This is a genomic window from Microvirga pudoricolor, from assembly GCF_016892705.1.
Taxonomy (GTDB): Bacteria; Pseudomonadota; Alphaproteobacteria; order Rhizobiales; family Beijerinckiaceae; genus Microvirga; species Microvirga pudoricolor.
Window position 1 is genome coordinate 697,754 of the sequence record NZ_JAFEMB010000001.1, and the last position, 12,890, is coordinate 710,643.

Annotated in this window: 10 protein-coding genes; 6 read left to right on the forward strand and 4 right to left on the reverse strand. The window is 53.1% G+C overall.

Translation table 11 applies throughout. The features are described 5' to 3' along the window. Nucleotides 1-35 precede the first annotated feature (35 nt). From ILT42_RS03295 to ILT42_RS03305, 3 genes are all read left to right on the forward strand, one after another. On the forward strand, nucleotides 36-455 hold the full coding sequence (locus ILT42_RS03295; RefSeq protein WP_204213886.1) for a cupin domain-containing protein: 420 nt from the start codon (nucleotides 36-38) through the stop codon (nucleotides 453-455). A 58-nt stretch (nucleotides 456-513) separates the two neighbouring features. Further along, on the forward strand, nucleotides 514-972 hold the full coding sequence (locus ILT42_RS03300; RefSeq protein WP_204213887.1) for a cupin domain-containing protein: 459 nt from the start codon (nucleotides 514-516) through the stop codon (nucleotides 970-972). Between the two features lie 380 nt (nucleotides 973-1,352). Then, the gene (locus tag ILT42_RS03305; RefSeq protein ID WP_204213888.1) at nucleotides 1,353-2,528 is read left to right on the forward strand and encodes a DUF1565 domain-containing protein; all 1,176 of its coding nucleotides are present in this window, start codon (nucleotides 1,353-1,355) and stop codon (nucleotides 2,526-2,528) included. Between the two features lie 7 nt (nucleotides 2,529-2,535). On the opposite strand, the gene ILT42_RS03310 is transcribed toward ILT42_RS03305, so the two are convergent. Next, nucleotides 2,536-3,723, reverse strand: a complete 1,188-nt coding sequence (locus tag ILT42_RS03310; protein ID WP_324617695.1) for a DegT/DnrJ/EryC1/StrS family aminotransferase — start codon at nucleotides 3,721-3,723, stop codon at nucleotides 2,536-2,538. Continuing rightward, nucleotides 3,698-5,314, reverse strand: coding sequence for a Gfo/Idh/MocA family oxidoreductase (locus tag ILT42_RS23180; RefSeq protein WP_204213889.1), 1,617 nt, complete (start codon nucleotides 5,312-5,314; stop codon nucleotides 3,698-3,700). Before ILT42_RS23180 ends, ILT42_RS03310 begins: the two co-directional genes overlap by 26 nt. Nucleotides 5,315-5,733: 419 nt before the next feature. Between ILT42_RS23180 and ILT42_RS03320 the strand changes: the two genes are divergently transcribed. The 3 genes from ILT42_RS03320 to ILT42_RS03330 all read left to right on the forward strand — a co-directional run bounded on the left by ILT42_RS03320 (nucleotide 5,734) and on the right by ILT42_RS03330 (nucleotide 9,845). Further along, nucleotides 5,734-6,837: a sugar transferase gene (locus ILT42_RS03320; RefSeq protein ID WP_204213890.1), complete on the forward strand. Its 1,104-nt coding sequence runs from the start codon at nucleotides 5,734-5,736 to the stop codon at nucleotides 6,835-6,837. Nucleotides 6,838-6,886: 49 nt separating this feature from the next. Next, nucleotides 6,887-8,251: a nucleotide sugar dehydrogenase gene (locus tag ILT42_RS03325; RefSeq protein ID WP_204213891.1), complete on the forward strand. Its 1,365-nt coding sequence runs from the start codon at nucleotides 6,887-6,889 to the stop codon at nucleotides 8,249-8,251. Nucleotides 8,252-8,573: 322 nt separating this feature from the next. After that, the gene (locus ILT42_RS03330; protein ID WP_204213892.1) at nucleotides 8,574-9,845 is read left to right on the forward strand and encodes a polysaccharide biosynthesis/export family protein; all 1,272 of its coding nucleotides are present in this window, start codon (nucleotides 8,574-8,576) and stop codon (nucleotides 9,843-9,845) included. Between the two features lie 1,365 nt (nucleotides 9,846-11,210). Here the strand turns inward: ILT42_RS03330 and ILT42_RS03335 are convergent. Together ILT42_RS03335 and ILT42_RS23245 are read right to left on the reverse strand one after the other, a co-directional pair. Then, on the reverse strand, nucleotides 11,211-11,837 hold the full coding sequence (locus ILT42_RS03335; protein ID WP_204213893.1) for a polysaccharide deacetylase family protein: 627 nt from the start codon (nucleotides 11,835-11,837) through the stop codon (nucleotides 11,211-11,213). Nucleotides 11,838-12,417: 580 nt separating this feature from the next. Further along, nucleotides 12,418-12,849: a VanZ family protein gene (locus ILT42_RS23245; RefSeq protein ID WP_204213894.1), complete on the reverse strand. Its 432-nt coding sequence runs from the start codon at nucleotides 12,847-12,849 to the stop codon at nucleotides 12,418-12,420. Between the last annotated feature and the right edge of the window lie 41 nt (nucleotides 12,850-12,890).

A 12,890-nucleotide genomic window follows, 5' to 3' on the forward strand; every position in this document is an offset into this window, starting at 1 on the left:
AAACGTAAAGCTACTTTACATCATGGGGATTGGAAGTGGAAGCGGCTCAGCAGGATATCGTGCAGATTGGGGAGCTGAAGCTGCACTTTCGGTTGTGCGAACCCGGTGCGACAGTATTCGAATTCGTCGTCCCTCCGCGCGCTCGGGTACCGGCTCCTCACTATCATCAGGAAGCCGATGAGATCCTCTACGGGTTGGAAGGCACGCTCAATGTCACCGTTGACAGTACAACCCGAGACATAGGTCCAGGCGATGTGATCTTCATTCCACGTGCAAGGGTGCACCATCATCAAAACCTGAGCGATGGGATCGCCCGCACGCTCGTCATGATCACACCAGGTACGATTGGACGTGATTACTTTGCGGAGTTAGCAGAAGCCGTCAACGCGCCAGGGAAACCAGACCTTGGCAGAGTGCAAGACATCATGCTTCGTCACGGCCTTGTACCCGCTTGACGTCCTTTGACTCACCCACCACGGCTCGACCACAAGCTGGAAAAAGGAAAAATCATTCATGTCCGACCCTCAGACCGATACTTATCTTGTCGCTGGCAGCCTCGTCCGCTTTCTCGTCCGCGAGCCGGAGGCCGGCTACTGCCTCGTCGAAGCGCTCGTAGCTCCTGGGGCAGGCCCTCCTCCAAACCGGCATGCCGCCGATGACGAAGCGTTCTACGTCCTCGACGGTACGTTCGAGTTCGGCGTCGGAACAGAGACAAGGATTGCCCAAGGGGGTGATTTTGTTCGGGTCCCAAATGGCGAGGTCCACACCTTTCGCAACATCAGTGAGGCACCAGGTCGGCTGCTGATCATGAACGCGCCAGGAACCCTTCACGTCAACTTTTTCTCGCAGGCCGGAGAGCCTATGCCACGTGGGACAAAGGACCTGCCCTCCCCCCTGCCCGCGCCGGATGTGCCACGTTTGCTTGAGGTCGGCCGAAAGAATGGCATGGAGTTCGTCCTTCCCAAAGGGTGACATCGATCGTCGATATGCCAAAGGGCTGAGCCACACCACAAGCTTTGGTACCTGCCGTCGCTTGCCGTAGCGAAGGATTCGGTGGTGGAGCGATGAACGGGATCTGAAACTGCGACCTCAGCAAGAATTCGATGCAGTCTAAAAGAGACGCCATACTATGGTATGAATTAGGTGGATTCTTTGTAGATCGAGGACGCCGCCATAGACGCTTCCACGCTCTGCGACGACAGCTTCGAAGCACTTGCATATTTAACAAAGGCGGAGACTAAGGTATGATCGTTGAGTGACGAGCGTTCGCCGTTGGACCAGAGAGCCTTAGCTCCATCAGCAAACGGTCGCTCACCTGGATCCTCAGCAAGGACATGAACGGGAATGGGTCTATGGCCAAGCGTTCGATCCAATTTGCAGAGCTCGCCAACCTCTCCGCTAGAATGATCGTCTGTGCTAGCCTCTGCGGGCTCATACCTGCAGCACCAAGCCAGGCGCAAAATTACAGTGCCGGCTTAGCCTCATCCAGAATTTTTTACGTCTCAAGCTCCGGCAATGACAACAACACCGGTACAGAAGAAGCCCCATTCGCGACGATCCAACGCGCCGCCGATGTAGCCTCCCCGGGCACCACGGTTCTCGTGGGAGCCGGCATTTATAGAGACCACATCTTCAGTAAAAACAGCGGTTCCACCGACGCACGCATCCGTTACGCCGCCAGAGCGCGCCACACCACTGTCATTCAAGTTGCCGTTGTCGCCGCTGAAGCTGTCTGGAAAAACGTTGGATCATATGTCGACATCGAGGGCTTCGACATTGTCGGGACTGATGGAGCCACAATCGGGATCCACAGCGCTGGATCCAATGTACGCATTGTCGGAAACAAAGTGCACGATTTCCGCGACCTAACGTGCTCCAACAATGGTGGCGCCGGACTCCTGCTTGATGGCCACACGACCGAAGACAACGACATACTTGGGAATGAGGTCTATCGCATTGGGTTGGGAAATTGTTCAGACACTTACTTCCACGCGGTCTATCTCTCTGACAATGGTGGCTTAGTTCAGAACAACCTTCTATATGGGAATCGTGGCCGCGGAATACAAACCAATCATGGTGCCCATAGTAAAATCATAACCAACAATCTCATCTTCGATAACTACGACGGGATTGCCATCGCGAACTGGGATCCCGATGTTACTATCCCTGCTTCAGGCTTTTTCGTCGCCAATAATATCATTCTCTACAGTCGCAATTGGGCGATTCTGGAGGATACCGGTGCCGAAAGGAATCGATATGTAAACAATCTGCTCTATCGCAACAACAACGAGCAATACACGAACGGTATCCATCTTAACACGGCCCATGGAAGCACTCAGACAGGCACCATGCGAGCGGATCCGAACTTTGTAGACTTCCAGATGGACGGTAGTGGCAATTACCGTTTGCAATATGGAAGCCCAGGCCTTGACTCCGGCACTCGAGAGAATGCGGCCCGTTATGACTTCGATGGAACCGAGCGGCCCTTGGAGTTTGGTATAGACCTCGGAATCTACGAGCATCCTTAGTTGCAGGCTAGACGGATACTGCAGACCGTTTGCCAGCCACGTTCAATGCACTCATGCTTCGCTGCTGCCTCAAGGCGCTCTTCACCCCGCGTACGATGCGATCCAACATGACTTCTGTGAGGTATGGATGCATGGGTAGGCTGACAACATCCTTCGCCAACTGTTCCGAGACCGGTAGCCCGTTTCCTGCTATGGGATAGTCCTTGTAGGCAGTCTGCCGGTGTAATGGCTTCGGGTAGTAGATCGCCGAGGGAATTCCCAATGCTTTCAGATCACATTGAAACTGGTTGCGATCAAGGCCATTGAGACGCAGTGTATATTGCGCCCAAGCAGACGTACACCCACTCTGTATTACAGGCACAGATACAATGTCTCGCAAACCCGCACTGTAGTACGTCGCCACGCGATCACGAGCGTCAATTTCACTCGAAAATATCTTGAGCTTTTCAATAAGAACTGCTGCCTGAACAGTATCGAGACGACCATTCATCCCAATGCGTATATTGTCATATTTGTCTTGACCTTGGCCATGAACGCGGATCGAACGCATGACTTCTGCAAGCGAGTCATCATTGGTGAAGACTGCACCTCCGTCGCCGTAGCAGCCTAAAGGTTTAGCGGGAAAGAAGCTTGTTGCAGTAGCGAGACCTATGGTCCCCACCTTTCGTCCCCTATAAGCCGCGCCGAAGCTCTGAGCAGCGTCGCATAGTAGCCATAAACCTTCCCGTTGACAGACAGCCTCGATAGCATCGTAGTCAGCAGGTTGGCCGAAAAGGTCTACGGGAATAACGCCGATCGGATTCAGGCCCAGGCCCCGTGCCGTGCGTATACCGACTTCGAGGCTGCTTACATCAAGATTAAATGTGCCTTCGCAGGCGTCGACAAAGATGGGTGTCGCTCCGGTACGGGCTACGACCTCGGCTGTTGCCGCAAAGGTAAATGTAGGGCAGAACACGGCATCCCCGGGCATTGTCCCCATAGCCATCAGCACCAAGCTGAGAGCATCAGTTCCATTAGCACACGACACCACATGCTTCGCGTTGCAAAACGCCGAAAGATCTGTCTCCAAGGCTGAAACCTCTGGACCCATAATGTAGGCGCCGCGGTTGATGACCCTTAGGACAGCGTCATCGATCGCGGTGCCTAGGCGCTGACGCTGAGAAGCTAGGTCAATGAACGTGATCAAATCCGTCATCCGCGATCTCCTCAAGTTGATTTACGTCGACTTCGCGATAACGGCGACCCGTTTGTGGGCAAATCAGATCAGGCCCGAGACGAACCCCGGCGTGACTCATCCAACCGACACGCTTCGCGGGCACACCTGCAAAGATCGCGAATGCCGGAACATCAGCAGCGATTACAGCACCTGCGGCAACGAAGGCGTACTCGCCAATCGTATGACCACAAACAATTGTCGCGTTCGCGCCAATCGAAGCGCCCCGCTTCACGAGCGTTGGAAGATACTCAGACTTGCGCGCAATCGCTGAGCGTGGGTTTTTTACATTCGTAAAAACGCATGATGGTCCACAGAACACACTCTCTTCGAGAGTCACTCCTTCATACAGCGATACGTTATTCTGAATTTTTACGTTGTCACCAATCGTGACTCTGGGCCCAATCATGACGTTCTGACCGATATTGACGTTCTTACCGAGCGTCACCTCTCCGAGAACATGACTGAAGTGCCAGATCTTTGATCCTTCCCCAATCTCTACATTATCGTCGACATAAGCGGACTCGTGAATCGTCACTCCAGGATGAGAAGGCTCAACTCGCGACGGATGATGACGTCTAGCTCTTGCTGGCTCTTCACCGGCGCGAGCACGCCGCAGAGCTTCTGCCGCACGCGCAAGCACCGAGAGAACCCGAACGCCTTCCCGTCCATCTGTGCGTGGAGTCCGCTCGTGCAGAACGCAGTCGATGAAATGCTGACACTCACTTTTGAGAGGCTCATCTTGCGACACAGCGATTGGGACTGCATTCGCTTTTTTTACAACGGGCATTCGATCTCGCCATTCAACCTTGTGCGGATAGAACAGCAGTTTGCGATCCCAGTCTTCTCCGTCATCGAAAACAACCATAGCGTCAGAGCCAACCACTACGAGCTTTTGATCTTTAAAGGGATGAAGCCAGGAAACAAAAACGTGTGCCCGCTCACCACCTGGAAATACGAGATGGGTGGTAGTTACATCTGCGATCGTGTCGTGCAGGTAATACCCACCGGAGGCCAGGACTTCGGCCGGCTCACTTCCAATGATCGAGAGTATCATGGAAATGTCGTGAGGTGCAAAGGACCAGAGAATGTCCTCCTCGCGTCGGACCTTTCCTAGATTCAAGCGGTTCGAATAGAGATACTGAACTCGTCCTAGTCTGCCATCCCGCACAAGGTTGATCAGCTCAAGAAAAGCGGGGTGGTACTGCAACAGGTGACCAACCATCAGGCGAAGTTTGAAGCGTTCAGCTAAAGCGCAAAGCTCTTTCGCATCAGCCACCTCAAGGGAAAGCGGCTTCTCGACAAACACATGCTTGCCAGCCTCTAGTGCTCGCTTCGCGAGTGCATGATGCATAGATGCTGGGGCTGCTATTGCAACAGCTTGCACCTTGGGATCGACGAGAGCTTCCTCGAACGCAAGTGCACGTCCGCCATACTTCGCAGTAAGATCCAAAACGGCTGGTTTGTTTTCGTCAACTAGAGCTTCGAGTACACCAAGCTCGGCGAAATTTCGGACGAGGTTTTTGCCCCAGTATCCGCATCCAACGACTGCTACCCCTACAGAGTCGCTCATGGTCAGGCGCCTTCAACTGTCTTGCCAATCGTAGAAAGGTACATCTACTGGTCTATACTTGGCTGCCAGATCGCACTCGGCATAGCTTAAGGACAGCGAGCCTGGTCGCCGCCACTTCAGTACTCAGTAACTCACAAGCACCCATTCTTATTATCAACGTCCACAGCCGCTTCGAAAACGGTCCGACGCACATCTGATGATCTACGGTAAATTATGGGATAAGGTTTCGATCATTACAAGGTGTTGATAACTTGGTATGTTCTTCTATGAAGCGCATCATCTCGATAGGGGTACGCCATTTTCTCCCAATTACAGTGCTTGCTCTGGCCAACTGCGCTTGCTCTATTACGCGACATTAAGACGCCGACTTAGCTGTGACAAGCCGCGACACTGAATATGAGCGGTCTTGGGAGGAAGTCATGATGGACGTCTCTTCAGCTGCATGTCCAGATTACGTCCCGGCTGGCGAACCGGCACTAGCTGCGGAAGAGTCCTCATCACTCTCAAGATATGGCTACACGAGGGCCGCATTTAACGAGATCGAACGATTTACTGGACAGGCTAGCAACAGCACAGCTTTGCTCGAAGCCGTTACGGAGGCCCATTCGCGCGAAGCGGCAATCCAATTCGACTCCGTGCTCATCGGACCACCTTTAAACGAAGTACCGGACATCACCGGCTTCATGCGCGCAGCCTTCTTTATCATTGCAACCGGCGGGTACGTGATCTGTCATTTAGAAAGCGCGGATCAGCGCTCCAGTAGACTGTTTGGGTCCAATCCAACTGGCTCGGAACGTCTGCTGTGGATCCTCGATTACTTGCTGCATCGGGTTATACCAAGGCTTGGCCTAACACGCGCATTCTACCGCTTTCTTTGGCCTAACCATCGGGTTCTATCACGCGCTGAAGCTTTGGGCAGAGTCGTTCATGCTGGATACGCCCTTAAAGCAACGTTTGAATCTGCAGGGCAATTCTTTATCATCGCCCAACGTGAGACAGCGACATTCATTGAAAGACCTGCGCCATCCAAAGGTGTGCTCTTCAAGATGAATCGCGTCGGTCAGTTTGGCCGAGTGATCTGCGTCTATAAGCTTCGGACGATGCACCCGTACTCTGAGTATCTACAAGAATATATGCATCGGAATCATGGACTAGATGTTGGAGGAAAATTCAAACACGATTTCCGAATCATCTCACCGGGTCGCTTCATGCGAAAATATTGGCTCGATGAGATACCCATGCTGCTGAATCTCTTGAAAGGCGACATCAAACTCGTCGGGGTTCGGCCTTTGAGCATGCAGTATTTTAGTCTGTACCCGCAAGAAGCTCGGACCCTACGTATGAATTACAAGCCTGGGCTGATCCCTCCTTATTATGCCGACTTACCGAAAGATTTCGAAGCAATTGTCGAGTCTGAGCTACGATATCTGAAATCCTATAACCAGGCACCCTACCTCACGGATGCCAAGTATCTGTGTCAAATAGCCTACAATATCCTATGGAAACGAGCCTACAGTAAATGACGTCTGCCGTGGTCAATCGATCAACTTCGCGCGCGTTTGGAGGCACGAAATGTATGCGGATCATCTCGATGTAATCAAACATGCACCATTAGACTCCATCGATCTACTTTCGCTTTTCCGGACACGGCAGGCAACTGTCGGAATTATCGGCCTGGGTTATGTAGGACTTCCTCTCGCGTTAACCGCCGCAAGAGCAGGTTTTGACGTGCTGGGTTTTGATATAAACGCGATGTACGTTGATTGTTTGAACCGAGGCGAAAGTTACATAAACCACATTTCATCCGCAGCGGTGGCAGACGCAATAGAACAGCATCATCTCCTCGCAACAGACGATTTTCGGCGCCTCGGCGAGCCCGACGCGCTGCTGATCTGCGTTCCGACGCCCCTGACGAAGCATCGCGAGCCGGACCTGTCCTACGTGGAAAGCTCTGGGAGAGAGATTGCACGACACTTGCGGCGGGGTCAGCTCGTGGTCCTGGAGTCCACGACCTATCCGGGCACCACGGACGAGGTCCTCAAACCCATCCTGGAGGCCACGGGGCTCAAGAGCGGGCGCGACTTCTTCCTGGCCTTCTCGCCCGAGCGCGAGGATCCCGGCAATCCGGATTTCGGCACCTCGACCATCCCCAAGGTGGTGGGAGGCGACGGACCCGACGCCCTGGCTCTCGCCGACGCGCTCTATGCAGGGCTCGTGGTGAAGACCGTGCCGGTCTCGTCCACCGCCACCGCCGAGGCCGTGAAGCTGACCGAGAACATCTTCCGGGCCGTGAACATCGCCCTCGTGAACGAGCTCAAGGTCGTCTACGCCGCCATGGGCATCGACGTCTGGGAGGTGATCGACGCCGCCAAGACCAAGCCCTTCGGCTTCATGCCGTTCTATCCGGGCCCGGGCCTCGGCGGCCACTGCATTCCCATCGATCCCTTCTATCTCACATCCAAGGCACGCGAGTACGACATTACAACACGCTTCATCGAGTTGGCCGGTGAGATCAATTCCAGGATGCCGTATCTCGTGGTCGACCGGCTCGCAGAGGCTATCGACGACTCTGGTAAGACAATCCGCAATGCGAAGGTCTTGGTTCTCGGCATCGCCTACAAGAAGAACGTGGGTGACATGCGCGAAAGTCCGTCCCTCAAGCTCATCGAGCTTATTGAAAGACGAGGCGCTAGAGTCGACTATCATGACGCCCAAATTCCCATCATTCCCATGACAAGGGAGCACGCCGACCTGGCAGGCAGAACCTCTGTGCCACTCGACGCAAGCAGATTAGGCGACTATGACGCAATCCTTATTGCTACCGACCACGACAGTGTGGACTATCAGTTCATCGCAAGCAACGCGAAGCTTATAGTTGATACCAGGAACGTTTGCGCGAAAGTCGCCATTCAAAAGGGGCTGGTCGTTAAGGCGTGAGTCATGTGCAGTTCCAACTGCGCATTTGGCTCAGTTCGCATAGTGCCGCGTAGAAAGTGCGGAGGAAGACGTTGCTCGATCTGATCGCGCAGTCAGCGTTTTTATGGAAGCGGCCTCGTTTCTCATCAGGCTCGCTGTGCCTATGCCATCTCTTTCCATTGCGAGTCTTCCAGGCAGCCAAACTGTTTAACTCCGCCTCAAGATCCTCCAGCTGTTGTGCGGATCAAATTCTTCTGGCTGTTGTATCGTCGGATTCTGCGTGGCCGCCATCTACTCTTGGCGGCCAGCACCGCAAGTGTAGGCCCAAAGGAGCGAGCAGCGAATGTTCCAAAAACAGGGACACCTGAAATACATATTCGCCCTTCTGATAGGCTTGTACCCAGCACTTGCGGGTCCGGCCAAGGCCGAGTACCTTTTAGCCCCCGGTGATGTCATCGAATTCTCGGCAGTTGGTCTTCCGGAGCTGAGGCAGCGTTCGCGCGTCGACCCAAATGGGGAAGTTTCATTACCGCTTATCGGTCAGATGAAGGCGTCAGGGTTATCGCTCACAGAGCTTCGGGCAGAGGTCAAGTCACTCATCCCAACAAAATCCTTGCGGCGCAAAACACCACAAGGGCTCGACATTCTGGTGATTGATCCGAATGAAGTAAACCTCGAAATTGCCGACTACAGGCCAATTTATGTCAGCGGCGATGTAGAGCGTCCCGGCGAACAGTCCTATCGGATCGGACTTACAGTGAGACAAGCCGTGGCCGTGTGTGGCGGCTTCAGCCAGCGGCGTCTTCTCGCCGACCAGTTGTCGACTCCTCAGACAGCCGATCTGAAGGCCGAATACAGAAACCTCTGGACCGAGTATACACAAGCTCAGGTTCAGGCTTGGCGGGTGGAAACTGAGATGAGAGAGGCACCAGAATTCGCCGTAGATAGGGATGAGCTCAAGAAGCTACCAATCGAAACGGATGTGAGAGACCAAATCCTTCGCTTCGAGGAGCAGAAGTTCGGCACAAATCAAACGACCTTTGCTCGTGAGAAGAATTCTCTAGCGGCACAGGTCCAGCAGTCAGACGAACAGATCAAGCTTGTTCAAGAGCAGCTCGGGAAGACACAGGAGGGTGCCCAGCTAGCATTGGCAGAGCTCCAACGGGTCCAAGGCTCATACGAGAAGGGCGTGATCCCGATCACCCGTGTTGCCGAGGAGCGCCGGTATACCCTCATGGCACAGACACAGAACCTCCAGACTACCGAGCGGCTCGGGCAACTGCAGAAGGAGCGAGAGGAACTCGTTCGCAAGCTCAGCGAGCTCGAGGTCGGCCGAAGTGTTACACTCTCCAGAGAACTTCAGGAGGCCATCATTCGACTGACGTCCATCAAGACTCGACTCGGGAGTGTCGACGCGAAACTACTATACGCCAGTTCCGGCTCTCAACAGCTACAGAACACCATGAACATCGCTGTTCAACCCCACATAACGGTCGTACGAAAAGTCACAACCGGGTTTGAGCGCATTGATGCAAATGAGGAAACCGAGATTTTTCCAGGAGACACGGTAGTAGTTACAATGCCCTCTCGTTTCGGGTCACCGCTGTCGAAATGAATCTAGCAGGGATCCGCTCAATTCAGACGTTGTCCCAGGGGGAAGTCGATCGGTCTTATCCCTTCATTCTTGGCTGTGAACAGATTGACTTGCTGTCATACGAGTTTCGCGTAAGATCACCTCCCTGGAACAGCATACTTGCAATGAGTCCAGATGTTTCCAACGCCGGCTTAATAACGTTCTGACGAAAGCGGAGCAAGAGCTGCAATGGATACCTGGGATTACCCGCTCAAGCAGCCTCACCACAGTCTTGCCGCGTTGCGAAAGAGCGCAGCTTCCGTCACCGTCGTACCTCTCGTTTTGACCTCTCTCAGAGCTGCCGAGTGGGACGCGTTTTCGAAGGAATGTAGAGCATCATTCCGATCAGCGTTCAGTTGGCTTCGCGGCTGGGCGGTCCGATCTGGCCTTCGAGGTCGTAAGGTCAGGTTATTCGAGTTGCGCCAGGCTGGTCTTAAGATTGGACAATGTGCTCTTGACATCAGCGGACAGGAGCGGATTTTTCTCGATCGATTGTCGCTCAGGCCAGGCTACGAAGCTCTCTGGACCCCCAGTATACAAGCTCTCATTTCACATCTAGGTCCAGGTTATTATCGCTACGGCTGGGAGTTCAACTTCGAACAAAGCCGAGAACATGAGATCCAAAGTCTCCCTGGCGTTCGTATCGTCGAAAACAGGCCTATAGCGGTGCAAGTCGTCGAATTCTCTCAATGGTCAACTTGGAACGACTACTGGTCAAGCACTAGCAATAATACACGTCGCAATGCCAAAGCCGGGGAGAGCGCCGATCTGAAGATGTCAGTCCATAATGGTCTTCGCAGTCTCCCGGATTTGCTTGCTATTAATCGGTTACGCGCACACATGCATGCCAGAAAGGGACTTAGCTTCGAGGCTATTAGCACCCTGAAATGCACCCTCCTTGATATGTTATCATCTCCTGAACATTTTCTGACCGGTCTTGTGACAGGACATAGCACACCACTTGCAGGCTTCTGTGGTTATGAGTTTGGTGAACTTACCTATTACATGGCTGGAGGCTGCCAGAAGTGCAACACCGGGGCTGCATGGTATCTGCAGAAGCACATGCTACATCGCGCGTGGGAGCGGACGAGTGGATCCGGTAGGTACGTAGTCGGGTATTTGGACAGGCTGTCTTATGATGAAGCGGCCAATAGCGGGCTCATCCGATCTCGACGTGCGATCAAGACCTCTGATTATGAGACAAACATCGTCTCTTTTGAGTGGCTTCCTGCTGCTTAGGCTCGCCATGTTCGCTGCTTGAGTTCGAACTTGTACGCGACAGGTTGATTTGTCGACATTCAGGTTACGCAAGGTCAGGTTGACAAGCCCTGTACAGCACTCGGCAGATCACCGCCCGAAGAAGTACTTCAGTTGCCAATTGCTCCAAGTGGGCTCAATGACGTCCCGAGGCATATTAAACACATCGCCCGCCGCTCTAGCGGGACCGCGTACGGTTGTGAAGAAGGATGAAAATCCTGCCTGGGCTGCGAGCATTGGGTCTCTATGAGCGTGAAAGTCGTCGCCCGGACTCCCCCAAGGACAAGCAAAATGAGTCACGAAAGTCCCCAACAAATCGCTTAACACCGAACGTGAATGAACAAGTTCGCGTAGCACCTCGTCTTCTGATAACTCCGCGAGTCTGCGGTGCGTATGTGTATGGGAGCCTATGGCCATACCGGCCTCTGTCCAGCGCAAACAACCTTGCCGATCCAAGAATTTTCCATTCACATCTGCACGAAGCTCGTGCAGCTCACCGGTCAAGTAGCCCGAGATGACAAACATGACCGCCGGTACAGCTTTCTCGACTAATACTGGAAGCGCATTCTGCACAGTGTCACGATAGCCATCGTCAAACGTAACAAGGAAGTAACGACCTTCAAATCGATCGTTCTTCATAAGGTGCACGGCCGCATCGACGTCAATGAACTCCCCGTAATTCTTAAGATAGTCCAATTGCCTACCTAGGTCACGCATCTCGTGCTGCCTTACGTGATGGTAGCAAATAGTTCTGAGTTCACCAGTGCCGCACGCCGATAAATCACGGGTCAAGGACAAGGACCCTAGGATGAGTTCACGAATCCCAGATGTTTGTATCATCTGCCGCATAACTGGCTTACTGCGCAGCATACGTGCCAATCGAGTCAGAGTGCTACTTCGAGACGTCTCAGGAGTGTACATAACATTCGCCCCCAACTCCTCCGGCCTTTTGAGGCACACTGTGTGGCATAAAGCGCGTCATAACTATCAATGTATGGATGATCGTTTTCTAATGCAAAGATATACATTACAAACAGGGATCACTCGCGGCTTTTTGATCTCGAACACAAGTCTCTTACAGAGTAAGATGACCTCTCGCCCATTACTCACCTCATTGCAAGTTGACTGAAGCGAAGGCAAATCCGTCTGGTAACCACTGGATTAGGTTGAGGACAAATACAGTTCGGAAGGAGGTTTTGTCGGAATTACAACAGTAACAGCATAGGTTCGCCGTATTGAGCGACCGACGGTGCCTCCACGCGCCAATAGACAGATAGGACGATGTTCAACATTCAAGTTATAGATCACTATCTGCGGACGGAACATCCTCTCGCGTCGGTCTGACAGGGTTTCCTAGCTTCCCAACTGCGCGAAAAAGTAGATGAGAATATGCCGATAGGAATGTGCCCGCCCATGCGCCACCCGCGCTTGCTAGAAAATCCAGGAAGCTCGGTATTCGTCCCGGAACCAAAATCTGTATAAGTTCGAGTCCGCCCGCCATCATCGTTAATAGGACTGCAGTCAGAGTCAGCGTTTTCTTGCCTGGACCAATTAACCCAGCAAGTGCACTTAATAGCATATACCCGACAAAATGCTCCAGCTGCGAGTTTACAAGGCGGAATGAGACAAGGACTGCGCCGGGAAGAACTGATCCGATCACTATCCCTAATGCAACGATTAGGCCAAACACTCTAAAGATGGTTGATCGATTGAATGACGTCACCGACATAGGACTTTGTGTGGCCCGAGACAGCGACAGCTTTCGCGCTT